Below are 18,389 nucleotides of genomic sequence, written 5' to 3' on the forward strand. Positions count from 1 at the left end.
CGTACGCCGGGCCGTCATCCGCCCTCGCTTCCGTGGTGGCTCCCACCCACACGAGGAGCCGTCATGTCCGTTGCCCCCAGGCGCCGTTCGATCCTCCTGGCCACCGCCGCCGTCACCGCGGCGGCCACCGCCCCGGCCGTTGCCGCCTCCTCCACCGCCGCCGCCGAGCGTCGCCCGCAGCGGCCCACCTGGCCCCTGGTCATCGGGCATCGCGGGGCGGCGGGCTGGCGGCCCGAGCACACCGCCGACGCGTACACCTATGCCGTACGGGCCGGGGCCGACTGGATCGAGCCGGACCTCGTACCGACGAAGGACCATGTGCTGGTCGTGCGGCACGAGAACGAGATCGGCGGGACGACGGACGTGGCCGGCCGCCCGGAGTTCGCGGACCGCCGCACCACGAAGACGGTCGACGGCAAGGCGGTGACCGGCTGGTTCACCGAGGACTTCACGCTGCGCGAGCTGCGGACGCTGCGCACGGTGGAGCGGCTTCCGCTGGTCCGCGACCGCAACACGGTCTTCGACGGGCGGGGCCGGGTGATGACGTTCCAAGAGGTCGTGGACCTGGCCCGGCGGCTGTCGCGGGAGTCGGGCCGGCGGATCGCGGTGTTCCCGGAGACGAAGCACCCGACGTACTTCCGCTCGATCGGGCTGCCGCTGGAGGAGGAGCTGATCCGGGTGATCCGCCGCAACCGGCTGACCGCCCGGGACTGCGTCGTCCAGTCCTTCGAGCCCGCGAGCCTGCGCCGGGTGGCCGCCGCGCGCCTCGGGCTCCCGCTGTGGCAGGCGCTGGGCACCAGCGGCGGCCCGTACGGGCACGAGCTCACCTACCGGGACATGATGACCCCGGCCGGGCTCCGCGAGATCGCCTCGTACGCGGAGTGGATCGGCCCGGACAAGTCCTCGGTCGTCCCGCCGAACACCCTGCTGGCGGACGCCCACGCGGCGGGCCTGAAGGTCGGCGCGTACACCTTCCGGGCGGAGAACCAGTACCTCCCGGCCGCGTACCGCCGGGGCACCGACGCCAACGCCTTCGGTGACGCGTTCGCGGAGTACGCCTTCCACTACGGGCAGGGCGTGGACGCGGTGGTGACGGACTTCCCGGACATCGCGGTGCAGGCCAGGGACGATCTGCGGGGGTAGCGGGGGTGGCCCGTCGCCGGGCAGGGTCTGGCCGCGGGCGCAGCAGGGGTGGCCCGTCGCCGGTCGGGGCCCGGCCGACGTCGCCGGCGCCACCCCCGGTCGGGGGCTAGCCGACGTCCCCCGTACCGCCCTCGGCCGGTGCCGAGCCGGGCCGTTCCCCGCCGGGCCGGACGGGACCGGCCGCCGCGCGGATGCTCTCCCGCGCGGCCTCCGCGACCGCGCGGGGCGTGATGCCGAACTCCTCGTACAGGCGCTCGTAGGCGGCGGACGCGCCGAAGTGCTCCAGGCTCACCATGCGGCCCGCGTCGCCCACCACGTCCCGCCAGCCCTGGGCGACGGCCGCCTCGACGCTCACCCGGGCCCGGACGGCGGGCGGCAGGACCTCGTCCTGGTAGGCGTACGGCTGCTCGGCGAACCACTCGCGGCAGGGCAGCGAGACCACCCGCGCGTCGACCCCGTCGGCGGCCAGCAACTCCCGCGCCTCCAGGGCGATATGGACCTCGGAGCCGGTGCCGACGAGGATGACGTCGGGCGTCCCGCCGCGACTGTCGGCGAGCACGTAGCCGCCCCGGGCGGCCCCTTCGGCGGAGGCGTACGCGCCGTCGCCCTCGCCGCGTTCCAGGACGGGCAGCGGCTGCCGGGTCAGGGCGAGGCCGGCGGGCCGGTCGTGGTGTTCCAGGACGGTGCGCCAGCAGACGGAGGTCTCGTTCGCGTCGGCGGGCCGTACGACGTCGAGGCCGGGAATCGCGCGGAGTGCGGCCAGTTGCTCGACGGGCTGGTGGGTGGGGCCGTCCTCGCCGAGACCGATGGAGTCATGGGTCCAGACGTAGGCGACCGGCAGCTTCATCAGAGCGGCGAGGCGGACGGCCGGGCGCATGTAGTCGCTGAAGATCAGGAACGTACCGCCGTAGGGCCGGGTGAGGCTCTGGAGCGCGATGCCGTTGAGGATCGCGCCCATGGCGTGCTCGCGGATGCCGAAGTGGAGCGTGCGGCCGTAGGGGTCGCCGGGGAACTCGCCGGTCTGCTTGCGCTCCGGTACGAAGGACGGCTCGCCCTCCATGGTGGTGTTGTTGCTCCCCGCGAGGTCGGCGGAGCCGCCCCACAGTTCGGGCAGCACGGGGGCCAGCGCGGTGAGCACATCGCCGGAGGCCTTGCGGGTGGCGATGCCCTTGGGGTCGGCGTCGAAGACGGGCAGGCTGTCGGTCCAGCCCTCCGGAAGCCGCTGTTCCCGCAGCCGGTCGAGGAGTGCGGCGCGCTCGGGGTGGGCGGCGCGCCACACCTGGTAGCGGGGCTCCCAGGCGCGGTGGGCCGCGGCCCCGCGCTCGACGACCGCGCGGGCGTGCTCCAGTACGTCGTCCTCGACGGTGAAGTCGGCGTCCGGGTCGAAGCCGAGCAGCTTCTTGGTGGCGGCGACCTCGTCGTCGCCGAGCGCGGAGCCGTGGGCCTTGCCGGTGTTCTGCTTGGTGGGCGCGGGCCAGCCGATGATCGTGCGCAGGACGATCAGGGAGGGCCGGCCGTGCTCGCTCTTCGCGGCCTCGACGGCGGCGAGCAGGGCATCGACGTCCTCGACGTAGTCGCCGGTCCGGGTGAAGTCGACCGTCTGGACGTGCCAGTCGTACGCGGCGTAGCGGGCGGCGACGTCCTCGCTGAAGGAGATGTCGGTGTCGTCCTCGATGGAGATGTGGTTGGAGTCGTAGAAGACGATCAGGTTCCCGAGCTCCTGATGTCCCGCCAGCGAACTGGCCTCGGACGTCACGCCCTCCATCAGGTCGCCGTCGGAGGCGACGACGTACACATGGTGGTCGAAGGGGCTGGTGCCGGCGGGCGCGTCGGGGTCGAGGAGGCCGCGTTCGCGGCGGCCCGCCATGGCCATGCCGACGGCGGAGGCGAGCCCCTGCCCGAGCGGCCCGGTGGTGATCTCGACGCCCCGGGTGTGGCGGTACTCGGGGTGGCCGGGGGTGGTGGAGCCCCAGGTGCGCAGCGCCTTCAGATCGTCCAGCTCCATCCCGTACCCGCTCAGATAGAGCTGGATGTAGAGGGTGAGGCTGGAGTGGCCGCAGGAGAGCACGAAGCGGTCCCGGCCGAGCCACCGGTCGTCGGCCGGGTCGTGCCGCATCACCTGCTGGAACAGCAGATACGCCAGCGGGGCCAGGCTCATCGCGGTGCCCGGGTGGCCGTGGCCCGCCTTCTGCACGGCGTCGGCCGCCAGCGCCCGCACGGTGTCGACGGCGCGGACGTCGAGCGGCCCCCAGCCGGCCGCGTCCGCGAGGGGCGGGGCGAGTCGCGGATCGCGGCCACGGGCATCGCGACCGCCTTCGGCATCGTTCGGGCCGGTCGGGCCGTTCGGCGCTTCGGTGGGTGCCATCGAGTCCTCCTGATCGGTGGGGCCGTCGAAGGAGCAAATCACTTCTTCGGGACAAAACGGAGGAGGAGTGGCCTCTCAGGTCCTAGGCCGAAGGGCTGATCACTTCGGAACGCTCCTGCTGTTAGCCTGCTTCTGCACATAGATTGCAATAACAACTGGACGGCATTCCCAGCAGTCGGAGGGCTCGCATCATGGCCACGTACACGCTCCCGGAACTCCCGTACGACTACGCGGCGCTCGAACCGGTCATCAATCCGCAGATCATCGAGCTGCACCACGACAAGCACCACGCCGCATACGTCAAGGGCGCGAACGACACCCTGGAGCAGCTGGAAGAGGCCCGCGACAAGGAGGCCTGGGGCGCGATCAACGGCCTTCAGAAGAACCTCGCGTTCCACCTCTCCGGCCACATCCTGCACTCGATCTACTGGCACAACATGACCGGCGACGGCGGCGGCGAGCCCCTCGCGGCGGACGGCGTGGGCGACCTCGCCGACGCGATCACCGAGTCCTTCGGCTCCTACGCGGGCTTCAAGTCCCAGCTGACGAAGGCCGCCGCCACCACCCAGGGTTCCGGCTGGGGCGTGCTCGCGTACGAGCCCGTGAGCGGCAAGCTGATCGTCGAGCAGGTCTACGACCACCAGGGCAACGTCGGCCAGGGCTCGGTCCCGATCCTGGTCTTCGACGCCTGGGAGCACGCCTTCTACCTTCAGTACAAGAACCAGAAGGTGGACTTCATCGAGGCGATGTGGCAGGTCGTCAACTGGCAGGACGTGGCGAAGCGTTACGCCGCGGCCAAGGAGCGCGCGGACGTACTGCTGCTCGCCCCCTGACCCGACTGCGACGTGACGTCGGCGCACCACAGACGTCCTGCCTCGTGATCGTCTTCTCAACCTTCACCACGGCAGGCGGATGAAAGAAGAGCCCCCGCGAGGACGTGACTCGCGGGGGCTCTTCCATGGCGACTGTTTAGCTGTTTAGCTCATGTGCTAAACATGCACACATGGAATCACGCGCTCTTCCGGCCGACGAAGAGGCGAGCGCCTTCCGCGCGCTCGCCGACCCCACCCGCCGTCAGATCCTGGAGGATCTGCGGGACGGCGAGCTGGCCGCCGGGGAGATCGCGAGCCGGTTCTCGATCAGCGCCCCGTCCATCTCGCGCCATCTGGGCGTCCTCAAGGGCGCCGGGCTCGTCACCGAGCGCCGGGACGCCAACCGCATCCTCTACTCGCTCGCCGAGGAACGGCTCGCCCTGTGCGTGGGCCGCTTCCTCAGCACGGTCTGCCCCGAGCAGATCGTGCTCCGCAACACCAAGTGGCGCTCCGCGCCGGAAGGCGACGCCTCATGATCAGGTCCCGGCTCTCCAGCGTCATCGAACGCCGCCTCCTGGTGAACTACCGGGTCGACCCGTACATCGCGGCGGCCCTGCTGCCCGCGCCGCTGCGCCCCCAACTGGTGCGCGGCCAGGCGGTGGCCGGCATCTGCCTGCTCCGGATCGGCGGCGTCCGCCCTGGCTGGGCCCCGGCCGCGACCGGGCTGACCAGCGAGAACGCGGCGCACCGGATCTCCGTCGAGTGGGACGGGCCGGACGGCGTCGAGCGGGGCGTCTACATCCCGCGCCGCGACACCGCCTCCCGCCTCAACGCCTTCGCGGGCGGCCGGATCTACCCGGGCGAGCACGGCCGCGCGGACTTCACGGTGCGGGAGGAGGCCGACGCCGTACGGGTGGCCTTCGCGACCCGGGACGGCGAGGTGGAGGTCGACGCGACCGTGGAGCCGGCCGCGGAACTGCACGGCAGCGGGCTGTTCGCGGACCTGGCGGAGGCGTCGGAGTTCTTCCGCCTCGGCAGCCGGGGCCTCTCCCCCAACGCCGCGGGCACGCACCTGGACGTCCTCGAACTGTCCACGGACGCCTGGAAGGTGACGGCGGGCCGGCCCCGTACCGTACGCTCCTCGTTCTTCGAGGACCTGGACCGTTTCCCGCCGGGCAGCGCGGTGCTGGACAGCGCGCTGGTGATGCGGGGCGTGGCGGCGGACTGGTCGCAGGGGGAGCCGTTCCGGCTGGGGTGCGGGGCGGGGCCGGGGCCTGCGTCTGGATCGGGACCTGCGGCTGCGGCTGCGTAGGGCGGTCAGGGGGCCGAGGGCCGGGGTGGAAAATACCGGCGGACCGGCGGACGCGGGTGCCACGATGGCGTCATGAGTTCTGCCCCCTCCCCCGCGCCCGTCCCTGCGGACCCGACCGTCCTGCACCCGATGCCCGGCCAGCCGCGCGTGGTGCAGCTGAAGCCGCTGGTCACCTCGCCGCTGGTGGAGGTCGGCGACTACTCGTACTACGACGACCCCGAGCACGCCACGGAGTTCGAGACCCGGAACGTGCTCTACCACTACGGCCCGGAGCGCCTGGTGATCGGGAAGTTCTGCGCGCTGGGCACCGGGGTGCGGTTCATCATGAACGGCTCCAACCACCGGATGGACGGCCCGTCCACCTTCCCGTTCCCGACCCTCGGCGGCTCCTGGGCCGACCACTTCGACCTGCTCACGGGCCTCCCCAACCGGGGCGACACCGTGATCGGCAACGACGTCTGGATCGGCTACGAGGCGGTGATCATGCCGGGCGTCCGCATCGGGCACGGCGCGATCGTCAGCTCGCGGTCGGTGGTCGTCTCGGACATCCCGGACTACGGCATCGTCGGCGGCAACCCGGCGCGCCTGATCCGTACCCGGTACGAGGAGGCGGACATCGCGCGCCTGCTGGCGGTGGCCTGGTGGGACTGGCCGGCGGAGCACCTGACGCGCCACATCCGTACGGTGATGTCGGGCACGGTGGCGGAGCTGGAGGCGGCGGCGCCGGAGGTGTGACACGGCGCGCCGCTGTCTAGGCTGACAGGCGTGCCGAACGAGCTCAGCCACGAGGGCGACACCTTCATCAACTTCCGGAACTACAGGTTCCAGGATGCGAGGTCGGCCGCCTTCCGATGGGTCGACGTCAAGCGGCTGCGTTTCGCGGCGGAACCGGCCGGCGATACGGAGCTGCTCGCCGCGCTCATCGGGCATGAGCAGTTCCGGGACGACTACGCCGGCGGCGGAGTGCTGCCGGACGGGCTCCGGCACGGCCCGTACTGGGTGGAGGCGGTGACCCCCGACGCGTACGGAGCCGTCGGCCGGGAGGAGAGCGACCTCATCCTGCGGGAGTGGGCGAACCAGTTCGAGGACGTGCCCGGCGATCTGGCGACGGATCTGCGGCGGGAGGTGTACGACCGGCTGGCCGCCGCCGAACGCATCTACTACCTGAGCGAGCTCGACGGTGAGGCGGTGCACGACTGGGGCGGTGTGCACAGCGACTTCCACGAGTTCGTGCTCATCGACCGGTCGGCGGGGCGGTTGACCCTGCTCGTCGCGGCCGACGACTGAAGCGGCGTCCGGTCACGGCCGCGGGCGGGCCCGGTCCCGCCGGTGGTACGACCAGGTCACCGCCGCCAGCAGCGGGCCCCACAGCAGAAGAGGGGCGTAGGCGGCGACGAAGAGGACTTCACCGGCCGAGATGCCGGGGTCCGGGCTGGGGGCGGTCAGCAGCCCGCCGAAGAAGAAGACCCACCACAGAACGGTGACCGTGAGGGCGCCCAGCGAGGCGGCGAGCACCGCGAGCCCGCCGTTGACCGGACGCCCTCCGACCAGCGGAATCCAGCGCGGCGCCACGTCGCCCCAGGGCCGCACCAGTCCGAGCGTGAGGTACGAGGCGGCCTCGGCGACCGCACCGATCAGCAGCACGTACGCCAGGCCGATCAGCACGGAGTCGTCCGGGAACGCGGCGAGGAACTCCGCACGCTCCATCACCCCGACCGGCACCCCGAGCACGAGCGCGACGCGCCACAGCCCGGACGGGACGGTCGACCAGGCCGCGACCTGGGCGGCGCGGACCGCCCAGCGCGGGGCGGGCGGCAGCGGCGGGCGGACCGGGACCGGTGGAACCGGTGGCCGCACCGGTGGCGGGCGGCGGGGTTCCGGGCTGGGTTCGGGCGGGGCGGGGTCCGTCGTCGTCATGCCCCGAATCTCGCGTACCGCCCGGCCCGGCACGTCCTGCCGCGTGATGATCCGCCTCCGCCGCCCGGGGGAAGCACGGCGGGCGGGCCCGCGCGATCGCCCGCTCCATCAGGATCCGGCCCAGCCCGCCGCCCCGCCGGTCCGCACAAATCCGGACGGCCTCGATCAGGGCCCTCTCCGCGCCGCCCTGGCCGAGCCCGGGGATGTACGTGGCCTGCAGGCACCCGACAACCGTCCCGCCACCGCGCTCGTCGGCGTCCTCGACGAGAACCAGCATCTCGTTGCGCGGGTCCGCGTCGATCGCCGCGAAGGCGTGCTCGTACGCCTGAGTGACCGTGACGTCCGCCGGGTCCACCACCCGCTCCTCATCGGCGAGCAGAGCGAGCACCGCGGGCAGGTCGGCACGGGTCGCGGGTCGCAGGATGAGGACGAGGGAGGGCTCGGCAGGCATGCCGCCGACCCCAACCGGCCCGCACATGAAGCCGGTCATGCCCCGGAAAACGCGTTCTTCCGCCTGATCAGTACGGCGTACGCTCGCTGACCGGTGAAGCCGCGTGTCCGGCGTGGCGGAAGGGCTCGGTGTGGGCGGCTACGCGTTCCGGCCCTGTCGCGGCGGCGAAGACCACGGTGCGATGGCCGCCGTGCGGCTGGGCTGTGCGGGTCGGGACCGGGTCGACGCCCGCTCCGTCGTGGAAGGAGTCCCGACCGCGGCCGAGATCGCCGCATCGTGCGCCGCGTCGGACGACCCGTCCGAAAACCAGGTCCTGGTGGAGTACGACGGTGGCGTCGTCGGCTACGTGACGGTCAGGTGGTGGGAGGAGCGGGACGGGACGTGGCTGTACCTGCACCGTGGCCACCTGCTGCCCCAACACCGCGGCCGGGGCGTCGGTTCGACCATGCTCGCCTGGGCGGAGGACCGCATCCGCCGGCTCGTACGGCAGCACGGAACGGCGGGGACGGCCGTGCTTGGTGCGAACGCCACGGCCTGCGAACACGACGCGACCGCACTGCTCCTCGCATCCGGCTACCGGCGCGTCTTCAGCCTGGTGGAGCTGGAGCTGACCGATCTCCGGACGCTCCCCGACAGCAGGCCGTTGCCTCCCGGCATACGCGTGGGCGCCGTCGATCGAAGCAGCTATCGGGCGGCCTGGAAGGCGGTCGTCGATTCGTACGCGGATGCCGCCTTCACCGGGACGTGGACGTACGAGAGCTTCCTCGCCACGGCCGACCCGACCTGCTGGCGGGCCGCTTGGGTCGGGGAGCACCTGGGCGGCGTGGCCCTGTGCTCGATCCGCCGGCAGGACCCCACGGCGGGCGAGGTGGAGGAGTTGAGTGTCCGGGCGGAGTCGAGGCGTCTTGGCCTCGGGCGGGCTCTGCTGCTGGACGGGTTGCGCTGTCTCCGTGAACACGGCGCGGAGACAGCCCGGTTGTACACCGGGACCGCGAATCCGCACCGCTCCTACGATCTCTACGAGAGCGTGGGGTTCCGACGTCGGAACGAGTACGTCCGCTACCGGAAGCCGATCGGCGGCTGACGGGGACGCCCGGGGCGGCGTGCCGGGAGTTGCACCTTCCGCAGCGGTATGTGGTCCGGTGGTCTCCTGCCCCGCCCCACCGAGAAAGGCCCTTCTCATGCATGTGTCCTTCGTCCCGCCGCGCCGGGTCAAGATCGGTGACGCAGCGGCATTCGTCGGCACCACACCGCGGGCGATCCGTCACTACCACGAGATCGGCCTGCTCCCCGAGCCCGAGCGAGGCAGCGACGACCGCCGCCGCTACGGGTACGAGGACATGATCCGGCTCCTGTGGATCCGCAGGACGGCCGACGCCGGGATCGCCCTGGACGACATCCGTGACGCCTTCGCCGCCCCGGCTTCCACCGGTGCCGACAGCGACGACGGCATCGCGGGCATCCTGGAACGGCTGGAGGAAGCCCTCGTCGCCCAGGAAGCGGAACTGCGACGCCAGCGAACCGCCGTGCGGCGCATGCGCACGGAAGGCAGCAGGGCGGGCCTGCTATCCGACTTCGTCACCGGCCGCCTCAAGAGCCTGCCCGAGGGCTCGTTGCGCCGGGCGGACCTGGACAGCCTGCTGGTCACCGAGCGGATCTTCGGCCCGCTCGGCGCGGCCGTGCAGGCCTCCCGCTTCATCGCCCTGGCCACCCACCCGGATCTGCGGGAGGAGTCCGACCGCGTCGATGCCGCCGAGGAAGCACTCGACGACACGGTCGCCGTCGACGACCCCCGCGTGGCCCAGGTGGCCGCCGAACGGCACGCCTTCGAAGAGGCGCTGGACGCCGTCATCGAGGACTCCGGCCTGGCGGAGGACGACGACGCGCTCTTCGACGCCTGGGACGCGCTGCACCCCGCTGCCGCCGATGAGGACGAACCCGAGGCCGGCCAGGGCTCCGGCGGGCGGCACGCGTCCATGAGCGCATACGAAGCCATCGGCAGGATGCCCTACGACTTCTCCCCGGCCCGCCTGCGCTGCATGGAACTGGCCGCAGAACTCGCCGCCCACGAGCCACCGGCCTCCTGAACCACGGACCGGGTCCGCTCGCACGGACCGGCCCGAGCCGTCAGCCGCCGAAGGTGCCGGCCTTCACGCCGTCGATGAACGCAGCCCAGTGCGCGGGGCCGAAGAACTGAAGCCCGGCAGCCGGGTCCTTGCTGTCACGGACAGCACGGCCGCCATCGGCGGTGTGGGCGACCTCGACACACTCCTGTTGTCCACCTTGTGAGGCGCTGGACTTCTTGAACTCCGTGACGACCCGCGGGTGTTTCACCGTTGTCTCCTTCACTGAGGTTTCGCTGGGCCGATCAGCCGCCGAAGGTGCCCGCCTTCACGCCGTCGATGAACGCGGCCCAGTGCGCGGGGCCGAAGAACTGAAGCCCGGCAGCCGGGTCCTTGCTGTCACGGACAGCACGGCCGCCATCGGCGGTGTGGGCGACCTCGACACACTCGGTCCCCTGCCCTCCCGAGGAGTACGACGACTTCTCGAAGGAAGACACGATGCCCTGTCTGCTCACGGTTCCTCGTTCCCGGCGGTGATGCTGCTCGCGACTTTCTCGATGAAGGCCATGCTCTCGGTTCGTGTGAGCGCAGCCGACCTGAGTGTGTCAAACGCATGGATGTAACTGGCCATGACGTCCCGCTCTTCGAGGATGATGCAGTTGGCGACCGCATCGACAACGATCACTTCGGGCGATGTCTCCTTGGCGTACGAGAGTCCGACGAACGCGGGCGACACCCGTGCGGCAGCCCATTCGGTGTGCGGCAGCACCTGAATCGTCATGTTGGGCTGCTTGGCCATCCTGTTGAGGTGCGCGAGCTGGGCCCGGTGAACAGCGGGCGACGGCATCGGGCTGGTGATCGCCGGCTCCCAGATCACGGCAGCGAACCGTGCGCCTGTCTCCTCGAAGACGCGACGCCTCTCCTGCCTGACCTTGACAACCATGTCGGCCGCATCTTCGCTGATCACATCCGGGCTGGCGTCGGTCAACGCCCGTGTGTACTCGGGGGTCTGCAGTAGGCCCGGGATGAGAACCGGCTGCCAGGTACGGATGTACGTGGCGTCGGACTCCAGGGACAGAAAGTCGCCCAGAATCTCCCGCACGGGCTGCCCGGCATCGAAATCCATCCACCAGCCACGCTTGTTGCTGTCCCGTGCCAGCTTCTCCAGTAGCTGACGTTCGGCAACGTCCTCCACCTCGTACAGATCAAGCAGCACTCGCACATCACCGACGCGTGCGCTCACCGTGCCCGACTCGATTCGGCTGATCTTCGCCGTGGAACATGCCACCGCCTCGGCTGCGTGTTCCTGGTCAAGACCCACGTTCAGCCGCAGCCGCTTGAGTGCTGCGCCCAGCCTCCGGCTACGCACTGTGGGCTTCCCACCTGCGGGCATAGATTCCCCTCTCCCTCCAGCCAGTCTGCCTGGCAACTGTTCGCTCTCGCTAGCGAGTTGCCACGGACGAGTGAATGCAAGCTTGCATCACAGAATCACTTACTTTGCGTCTGACCGCACACCTAGCGTGGATTACGTCACACCGAGTGCTGACTCCAGCACGCCAGGTGATCTTGGTTCCGCCTGCCCACGACCTTGGGGGACGTATGTCCGGGCGCACAGACAGCAAGAGGTTCCGAGTCCGCAGGGACTCCGTGTCCGCCGCTCGGCGGTACGTCACAACAGTCCTGCTCGACTGGAAGCTCGGCGAACTCGTCGACGACGCGGCGCTGATCACCAGCGAGTTGGCCACCAACGTCATCAGCCACGCCAAAGGCACCGGCGACTACTTCGAGTTGGGGTTACGTCGTCGGAACGGCGTGCTGATCCTGGAAGTCGCCGACTCCTACCAGTGGCTTATGCCGGAGCTGCGCAAGCCCACCGACGACGAGACGTCCGGCCGAGGCCTCCTCATCGTCGACGCGCTCGCCGAGCGGTGGGGCGTACGGCCGCGCCACCCCGGAAAGACCGTCTGGGCCCACCTGCCCATCCGGACCCGGCTGCCATGAAGGCACCCCTGCGCCGTCGGCCGGCACCAAGCCCGCCCTCACCCTTCGCCGAACGGGTCCGCATCGAGGCCGACCCCGCCTACCGCGCCCGGTACTACCCAGGGTTGGACGCGGCGATCGCGCAGCGGGGCCGTTGGCGGTCGGCCGAAGTGGATGCGCTGGTACGGCGGCTGAGGTCGCCGCCCTGACGAACCGGGTGACAGACGCCAGCCCGCCGGAGAGCACCAACCATCACCAGCACACGGAGGTAAGCACTGAGCACCTGCACGCCCGCACCCTGGGGCACAGGCCGGATGGGACCGTACGAGGACACCGTCGCCGTCCCGCGGTTCACCCCCGTACTCGACCCCGGGACGCAGATCGCCGTGATCCTCGACGAGAGCGGCCGCACGGTCGAAATGGGCGGCCACGGCACCAGTACCAGCGGGCTGACGCCGACCCACACCACGCCGGGCGACGGTGCGGCACCGGGTGGCGCGACCGACTCCGACAGCACCGAGTCCTACGACCAGGACCAGTCCGGCTGATGGACGACCGACGCGGGTCGGTGCTGGTGCTGACCAACGTCCACGACGTGACCACGGACGTCGTGCTGCGTGTCCTCGCCGCGCGGCGCGTGCCCGTGGTGCGCTTGGACCCCGGTACCGACCTGCGCGCAGGGGCCTCACTGTCCGCCACGTACGGCACGGGTGTTCAACAGGGCGTCCTGCGCACGCCCAGCCGGGATCTCGATCTCACCCGGGTGCGGTCGGTCTGGGTCCGCAGGCCGTCGCCGTACGAGGGGCCCCGCGGGCTGGACGAGCACGACCGCCGGTTCGCCGCCGAGCAGTCCTTCTGGGGAACCGGGGGCGTCCTCGCGTCTCTTCCAGACGCGCACTACGTCAACCACCCCTGGAAGAACCGTGCGGCCGAATACAAACCCGCTCAGCTCGCGGCGGCGCAGCGGTCCGGGTTCCTCGTGCCCGACACGCTGATCACTCATGTCGCGCAGGAAGCAAGGGAGTTCATCTCCCAGCACCGCGGCGGAGTCGTCTACAAGCCCGTGTGGAACACGTCCTACCGCGTCGACGGCCGACCCCGGAGTGTATGGGTGCGCGCTGTACGTGAGCGGGAGATCACCGATGCGGTGGCGGTCTGCCCTCACCTCTTCCAGGCCCGGGTGCACAAGGCGTTCGACGTGCGGGTGACCGCTGTCGGCCCGTGGTTGTCCGGGGTGCGGATCGACAGCCCGGATCTGGACTGGCGGCGACGGCAGGGCCTCATGCGGTGTGCACCCGTGGATGTGCCCGACGCGGTGAGGAGGTCCGTCAACGCCTACCTCGCCCACTTCCGTCTGGTGTACGGAGCGTTCGACTTCGCCGTAACCCGTGACGGGAACTGGTACTTCCTCGAATGCAACCCCAACGGGCAGTGGGCATGGCAGCCGCCCGACGTCACCGACGGCATCGCCCACGCCCTCGCCGACCAGCTGGAGAAAGGATCCGAAGGATGACCGCTTCCGCTCACCTGCGTACCGCCCTCGCGAACGCACTCGCCGAGGACGGGACGCTCACCGACCCCGGATGGCGCGATGCCGCCGAGGCGGTTCCCCGCGAGCTGTTCCTGGGCTCCTACTTCACAGAGGTCGCCAACAGCGCCCCTACCGCTTTCCGGCCTGTTCACCAGGGCGAGGACGGGTGGCTGGAGGGCGTCTACACCGACCGGACGCTCATCACCCAGCTCGACGGCCGCGTCCGGCCCGGTGATGTGACGGACGGCAGCGTCACGGGCGATCCGACCTCGTCGTCGACCCTGCCGTCCCTGGTGCTCCGCATGTGGCAGCAGCTCGAAGTGGAAGCCGGGCAGAGGGTGTTGGAGGTCGGCACCGGAACCGGCTACTCGACCGCTCTCGGTGCGCATCGTCTCGGCGACGAGCGGCTGACCAGTATCGAGTACGACCCGGTGGTCGGCCGAGCCGCGGCTGCCGCCCTCACGTCGGCCGGGTACGCGCCGCGCCTGGTCATCGGGGACGGCCTGCGGGGAGACCCGGACGCGGGCCCGAGCGCGTACGACCGTCTGATCGCCACGTGCTCGGTCCGGTACATCCCCATGGCCTGGCTGCACCAGGTGAAGCCGGGCGGGAAGATCCTGGTCACCCTCTCCGGCTGGAGCTACGCGTCCGGCCTTGCGCTCCTCACCGTGACCGGCCCCGGGACCACGACGGGGCGGCTCCTGCCCGGGTACACCAGCTTCATGCTCGCGCGCCCGCACGACCGGCCGCCTCGCCCGGCTCTGCCCCTGCTGCCCGGGGCGGAACGGCCGAGCCGGATCGACCCGGCGGTGGTCGGTACGTGGACCGGTGGCTGGGTCGCCCAGCTCGCCGCGCCTGCGGCGGAACGGATGGGTGTGGGGCCGGAGCAGATTCTCTGGGACGTCTCCACCGGTTCGCAGGCGCGGACGGCACCCGGGCCCGATGGCGGGTGGACGGTCGTCCAGCGTGGTCCGGTACGCCTGTGGGACCGGGTCGAGACCGCGATCCGGCTCTGGCAGGGAGCGGGCGAGCCACACCAGGAGGGCTTCGGCATCACGGTCACGGCCGACCGGCAGCGGGTGTGGATCGGCTCCGATGACGGTACGGGGTGGGATCTGCCGGTCTGAGATCCGCCGGTGCGAAACCGGGGCCCGCCCACGGCACCCCGAGGATGAGAACGAAAGCGAACGGAAGAGACCTGCCCCGTGCTCCAATGCACCGCCGTCACCGACGTACCGTTCTTCGAAGCGCTCCTCGCGCTCGCCGACATGGAGGGCGGCCCTCGACACCCGCCCGATGTTCTGGGCCAGGACGACTTTCTGCTCTGCGAGTTGGGCGAGCACGACGAAGCCGCTGAGCATGCCGCCCATCTCTGGGCCGCCGATGTCCCCGATGGCGACGACCGGGACCTGTGGTTCCTCTGGACCGGGGCCGGCGCCCACCGCGTCTACCGGTTCGGCACTCTTCCCCTGTGCCCCGCTCTCCTCCGCGACCTGGCCACCCGCACCGTCACCCCGTGCGCGTACTTCGACCACCACCCCGGGCCGCACTCCTTCTCCGTGACCGACCCGCTCGGCGACCTCATCAGCCAGCACGTCCACAGTGAGGTAAGGCGGCTCACAGCCGAGGAGGACAACTCGTGATGCCGCCGGTCGGCGGCCGTGGGCGTTGTCATACCCACCTGCGACCATGATCGGCATGAGCGAGTCAACTGAGCCTGAAGAGAATGAAGTTGCGGCAGTTCTGACCACGCCGGAGGAGTGGCGGGTCTTTCTGGAGCGATACGGCGAGCTGTACGCGGTCGTTCGCGGTGACGGTGAAGAGCTGGCCGATCTGGACGACGATCAGATCGAGGTCCTGGAGCGAGGGGGGCGGGTCGGGCTGTGGCTGGGTGAGGCTCCGGCTCGGGAGGAAGCGCTGGTGGCGGCCGAGGAGCGTCTCGGGGTGCGGTTCCCGCCGAGCCTGCGGGGATTCTTCCTGGCGAGCAACGGGTGGACGCGCCTTGATGGCTGGGTGGACGAGGTGTATTCGTGCGACCGCGTCGTGTGGATGCGGGACAGCGAGGACGGCGGGCGCGTGGTCGACGTCTACGACTCGATACCCGACAACGAGGACATCGTGGAGCTCTTCCGCCGGTCCATCGAGATCGCCCACGGAGAGGACTTCTGGCTGCTCGATCCGACCGACGTCGGACCGGACGGGGAGTGGGCCGCGTACGCGTTCCCGCCGAAGTACGGCGTCCCGGAGGAGTACCCCGACTTCTCCGCGTTGTTCCACGACGGGTACGAGGACATGCGGGAGGACATGGACTGAGCCGGTACGTCGGGCTTCACGCCCGCATCAGGAGTGATGCGAGGACGACGGATGCTCCGTGGAGCCCGGCAGCCGGGACCAGAAGTGGTCGACGATGTTCTCGACGTAGCGGCGGCCGTCCTCGCCCGACGCGGTGGTGCCGCCCGCCCGGCTCAAGGTGGCCGTCATGAGGGCCTGGTAGTCCTGTTGCATGGCGGCCAACGGGGCCTTCAGGTCGCGGCGGTCCATGGAGATGAGCTTGGCGATGGCGCGGATGTGCGCCTGCCAGCGGGTGGAGACCGCCTCGTGGAGGAGGCGGGCCAGCTCCTCCTCCAGCCTGGTGATGGCGATGAAGTCACGTGGGGGCAGGGCGAGAACCTCGCCCAGCCGGACGGACTGCCGTTTGTCGCCGTCCCACAGACCGGCTTCCTCCATGGCGAGGTACGCGCCGTGGGAGAGGCCGGTGGCGCGGGCGACCTCCTCGGCCGAGATGCCGCGCGCGATGCGGTGTTCGAGCAGGGTGCGCGGTCGCCCCATGAGCTCACTGGGCTGACACCACAACGCGGCTGCGAGAGCGGTGAGTTCGGTCGCGTCCGGCACATGGGTCCCGCGTTCCCACGCGATCACGTGCTCGGGGCTGACATGGGTGGTGCCGAAGGACGCGCGCATGCCGTAGGCGACATGACCGGGCGCCATCCCTAGTTTCTCGCGCAAGGCGCGGGCTGCCCGCGCATTGAAGGGGAGTGGTGGGTGCACATACGGAGCGTAGGGGAGCTGTCACCGACACTTCCATGCCCACTGTCGGCTGCCTGCCGGTTTGACGGAAAAGGTCGCCACCGATTCCGTAGGAAGCCACAGGGCCGAAAAGGTACCAACTGCGCGCTCTACGCGGGTAGTTGCGCTCCTGCCGCTGCCGCGTATGATCCGCTCGCAAGGTGCCGCGATGTGCGTTCGCACAGTGCCTGCCGTTCTTGTCGGGCAGCACCGGCGCCATCTCTTCCCTTCATCATTCGCAGGTCCAGGAGATTCAGCCATGCACTCCAGCACGACCAGCCCGCCGCCCGACGCCAAGCCCGCCGGATCAGAGGGCGCCGTCGACCGGTTCTTCCGCATAAGCGAACGCGGTTCGACCTACATCAGGGAGATACGCGGCGGATTCGCCACGTTCTTCACGATGGCATACATCCTCGTGCTCAACCCGATCATCCTCGGCGGGGCCGAGGACAAGTACGGCGAGCAGCTGGACAACGTGCAGTTGGTCACCGCCACCGCCCTGGTCGCCGCGGTGATGACGCTCATCATGGGTGTGGGCGGCAATCTGCCGCTGGCCCTGGCCGCGGGTCTGGGCATCAACGCCGTCGTCGCTTTCCAGATCGCTCCGTTGATGAGCTGGGAAGACGCGATGGGGCTCATCGTGCTCGAAGGCCTGTTGATCTGCGTACTGGTGATGACCGGGCTGCGCGAGGCGATCATGCACGCCATCCCGCAACCCCTCAAGCAGGCGATCAGCGTCGGCATCGGTCTGTTCATCGCCTTCATCGGCTTCGTGGACGCCGGCTTCGTCACCCGTATCCCCGACGCCGCGAACTCCACCGTGCCCGTCCAGCTCGGCACCGGCACGCTCACCGGCTGGCCGATGCTCGTCTTCTGCCTCGGTGTGCTCCTGACGATCGTCCTGATGACCCGGAAGGTGAAGGGCGCGATCCTGATCAGCATCGTGCTGATGACCGCCGTCGCCATCGTCATCAACGAGATCGCCGACATCAAGGCCTGGGGCCTGACCTCGCCGTCGATTCCCAGCAGCCCCGTCGCCGCGCCCGACTTCGGGCTGCTGTGGCACTTCGATCTGTTCGGCTCGTTCGGTCAGGTCAGCGTTCTGACCGTCGTCCTGCTCATCTTCACCCTCATCCTGTCCGACTTCTTCGACACGATGGGCACCGTCGTGGGCGTCACGGCGGAGGCCGGCCTCCTCGACGAGCGGGGCCAGGTGCCCGGTCTCGGCCGCGTCCTGCTCATCGACGGCGCCGCCGCCGTCGCCGGTGGCGCCATGTCCTCGTCGTCGGCCACCACCTACATCGAGTCCGCCGCGGGTGTCGGTGAGGGAGCCCGTACCGGCTTCGCCAACATGATCACCGGCGGGCTGTTCGCCCTCGCCCTCTTCCTCACGCCCGTCCTGACGATCGTGCCGATGCAGGCGGCGGCGCCGGCCCTCGTCGTGGTCGGGTTCCTGATGATGACCCAGGTCAAGCACATCGACTGGGACCGCTACGAGGTCGCCATCCCGGCCTTCCTCACCATCGTCGTCATGCCGTTCACCTACTCCATCACCAACGGCATCGGCGCCGGGTTCGTCGCCTATGTGGTCATCAAGGCGTGCCTGGGCAAGGCCCGCGAGGTCCACTGGCTGCTGTGGGGCACCGCGGTGCTCTTCCTCGTCTACTTCCTCATCGACCCGCTGGAGCAGGTGCTCGGCATCAAGTAGGGCGATTCCGGGGAGCGGTGGGCCCCAGGGTCCACCGCTCC

The 18,389-nt window shown here is 70.3% G+C and carries 21 protein-coding genes and 1 pseudogene; 15 read left to right on the plus strand and 7 right to left on the minus strand.

Annotated elements, in window-relative coordinates; genetic code table 11:
- Positions 1–63 precede the first annotated feature (63 nt).
- Positions 64–1,143, plus strand: coding sequence for a glycerophosphodiester phosphodiesterase family protein (locus tag ACSMXR_RS11075; protein ID WP_473171752.1), 1,080 nt, complete (start codon positions 64–66; stop codon positions 1,141–1,143).
- Positions 1,144–1,249: 106 nt separating this feature from the next.
- On the opposite strand, the gene tkt is transcribed toward ACSMXR_RS11075, so the two are convergent.
- The gene (gene tkt / locus ACSMXR_RS11080; protein WP_473171753.1) at positions 1,250–3,508 is read right to left on the minus strand and encodes a transketolase; all 2,259 of its coding nucleotides are present in this window, start codon (positions 3,506–3,508) and stop codon (positions 1,250–1,252) included.
- Positions 3,509–3,699: 191 nt separating this feature from the next.
- Between tkt and ACSMXR_RS11085 the strand changes: the two genes are divergently transcribed.
- From ACSMXR_RS11085 to ACSMXR_RS11105, 5 genes are all read left to right on the plus strand, one after another.
- On the plus strand, positions 3,700–4,341 hold the full coding sequence (locus ACSMXR_RS11085; protein WP_073216666.1) for a superoxide dismutase: 642 nt from the start codon (positions 3,700–3,702) through the stop codon (positions 4,339–4,341).
- 170 nt (positions 4,342–4,511) lie between these two features.
- A complete protein-coding gene (locus ACSMXR_RS11090; protein WP_044370784.1) occupies positions 4,512–4,856 on the plus strand; it encodes a metalloregulator ArsR/SmtB family transcription factor in 345 nt (114 codons plus the stop codon).
- Positions 4,853–5,632: a DUF2071 domain-containing protein gene (locus ACSMXR_RS11095; RefSeq protein WP_473171754.1), complete on the plus strand. Its 780-nt coding sequence runs from the start codon at positions 4,853–4,855 to the stop codon at positions 5,630–5,632. Before ACSMXR_RS11090 ends, ACSMXR_RS11095 begins: the two co-directional genes overlap by 4 nt.
- 72 nt (positions 5,633–5,704) lie before the next feature.
- Positions 5,705–6,367: a CatB-related O-acetyltransferase gene (locus ACSMXR_RS11100; RefSeq protein WP_473171755.1), complete on the plus strand. Its 663-nt coding sequence runs from the start codon at positions 5,705–5,707 to the stop codon at positions 6,365–6,367.
- Between the two features lie 30 nt (positions 6,368–6,397).
- Entirely contained in the window at positions 6,398–6,919 is a 522-nt protein-coding gene (locus ACSMXR_RS11105; RefSeq protein WP_381795771.1) for a hypothetical protein, read from the plus strand.
- 12 nt (positions 6,920–6,931) lie between these two features.
- On the opposite strand, the gene ACSMXR_RS11110 is transcribed toward ACSMXR_RS11105, so the two are convergent.
- A complete protein-coding gene (locus ACSMXR_RS11110; RefSeq protein ID WP_473171756.1) occupies positions 6,932–7,549 on the minus strand; it encodes a hypothetical protein in 618 nt (205 codons plus the stop codon).
- 124 nt (positions 7,550–7,673) lie between these two features.
- Positions 7,674–8,039 (minus strand): annotated as a pseudogene (locus tag ACSMXR_RS11115) (GNAT family N-acetyltransferase); the annotation flags it as partial.
- 64 nt (positions 8,040–8,103) lie between these two features.
- Here ACSMXR_RS11115 and ACSMXR_RS11120 point away from each other — a divergent pair.
- Positions 8,104–9,084, plus strand: a complete 981-nt coding sequence (locus ACSMXR_RS11120; RefSeq protein ID WP_473171757.1) for a GNAT family N-acetyltransferase — start codon at positions 8,104–8,106, stop codon at positions 9,082–9,084.
- Between the two features lie 97 nt (positions 9,085–9,181).
- Complete coding sequence (locus ACSMXR_RS11125; RefSeq protein WP_473171758.1) at positions 9,182–10,087, plus strand: MerR family transcriptional regulator; 906 nt, start codon at positions 9,182–9,184, stop codon at positions 10,085–10,087.
- Between the two features lie 40 nt (positions 10,088–10,127).
- Here the strand turns inward: ACSMXR_RS11125 and ACSMXR_RS11130 are convergent, their stop codons facing one another.
- The 3 genes from ACSMXR_RS11130 to ACSMXR_RS11140 are packed head-to-tail and all read right to left on the minus strand — an operon-like array spanning position 10,128 to position 11,456.
- Complete coding sequence (locus ACSMXR_RS11130; RefSeq protein ID WP_473171759.1) at positions 10,128–10,334, minus strand: DUF397 domain-containing protein; 207 nt, start codon at positions 10,332–10,334, stop codon at positions 10,128–10,130.
- Between the two features lie 34 nt (positions 10,335–10,368).
- Complete coding sequence (locus ACSMXR_RS11135) at positions 10,369–10,578, minus strand: DUF397 domain-containing protein (RefSeq protein ID WP_473171760.1); 210 nt, start codon at positions 10,576–10,578, stop codon at positions 10,369–10,371.
- Positions 10,575–11,456, minus strand: a complete 882-nt coding sequence (locus tag ACSMXR_RS11140) for a helix-turn-helix domain-containing protein (RefSeq protein WP_473171761.1) — start codon at positions 11,454–11,456, stop codon at positions 10,575–10,577. Before ACSMXR_RS11140 ends, ACSMXR_RS11135 begins: the two co-directional genes overlap by 4 nt.
- Positions 11,457–11,710: 254 nt before the next feature.
- Here ACSMXR_RS11140 and ACSMXR_RS11145 point away from each other — a divergent pair, with 254 nt between their 5' ends.
- The 6 genes from ACSMXR_RS11145 (at position 11,711) to ACSMXR_RS11170 (ending at position 15,887) form a co-directional block, all read left to right on the plus strand.
- Complete coding sequence (locus tag ACSMXR_RS11145) at positions 11,711–12,064, plus strand: ATP-binding protein (protein WP_364883901.1); 354 nt, start codon at positions 11,711–11,713, stop codon at positions 12,062–12,064.
- Positions 12,065–12,357: 293 nt separating this feature from the next.
- Positions 12,358–12,591, plus strand: a complete 234-nt coding sequence (tgmA, locus tag ACSMXR_RS11150; protein ID WP_473171762.1) for a putative ATP-grasp-modified RiPP — start codon at positions 12,358–12,360, stop codon at positions 12,589–12,591.
- Positions 12,591–13,556, plus strand: coding sequence for an ATP-grasp ribosomal peptide maturase (gene tgmB, locus ACSMXR_RS11155; protein ID WP_473171763.1), 966 nt, complete (start codon positions 12,591–12,593; stop codon positions 13,554–13,556). Before tgmA ends, tgmB begins: the two co-directional genes overlap by 1 nt.
- Complete coding sequence (tgmC, locus tag ACSMXR_RS11160) at positions 13,553–14,701, plus strand: ATP-grasp peptide maturase system methyltransferase (RefSeq protein WP_473171764.1); 1,149 nt, start codon at positions 13,553–13,555, stop codon at positions 14,699–14,701. The genes tgmB and tgmC overlap by 4 nt, the downstream gene beginning before the upstream one ends.
- A gap of 78 nt (positions 14,702–14,779) precedes the next feature.
- On the plus strand, positions 14,780–15,217 hold the full coding sequence (locus ACSMXR_RS11165) for a hypothetical protein (RefSeq protein ID WP_364883913.1): 438 nt from the start codon (positions 14,780–14,782) through the stop codon (positions 15,215–15,217).
- Positions 15,218–15,263: 46 nt separating this feature from the next.
- Positions 15,264–15,887, plus strand: a complete 624-nt coding sequence (locus ACSMXR_RS11170; protein WP_381795761.1) for an SMI1/KNR4 family protein — start codon at positions 15,264–15,266, stop codon at positions 15,885–15,887.
- Positions 15,888–15,914: 27 nt separating this feature from the next.
- Here the strand turns inward: ACSMXR_RS11170 and ACSMXR_RS11175 are convergent, their stop codons facing one another.
- Complete coding sequence (locus ACSMXR_RS11175; RefSeq protein WP_381795758.1) at positions 15,915–16,562, minus strand: helix-turn-helix domain-containing protein; 648 nt, start codon at positions 16,560–16,562, stop codon at positions 15,915–15,917.
- 337 nt (positions 16,563–16,899) lie between these two features.
- Here ACSMXR_RS11175 and ACSMXR_RS11180 point away from each other — a divergent pair, with 337 nt between their 5' ends.
- A complete protein-coding gene (locus ACSMXR_RS11180; protein ID WP_137233022.1) occupies positions 16,900–18,348 on the plus strand; it encodes an NCS2 family permease in 1,449 nt (482 codons plus the stop codon).
- Positions 18,349–18,389: the final 41 nt, after the last annotated feature.

Source organism: Streptomyces sp. DSM 106670 (assembly GCF_055792845.1).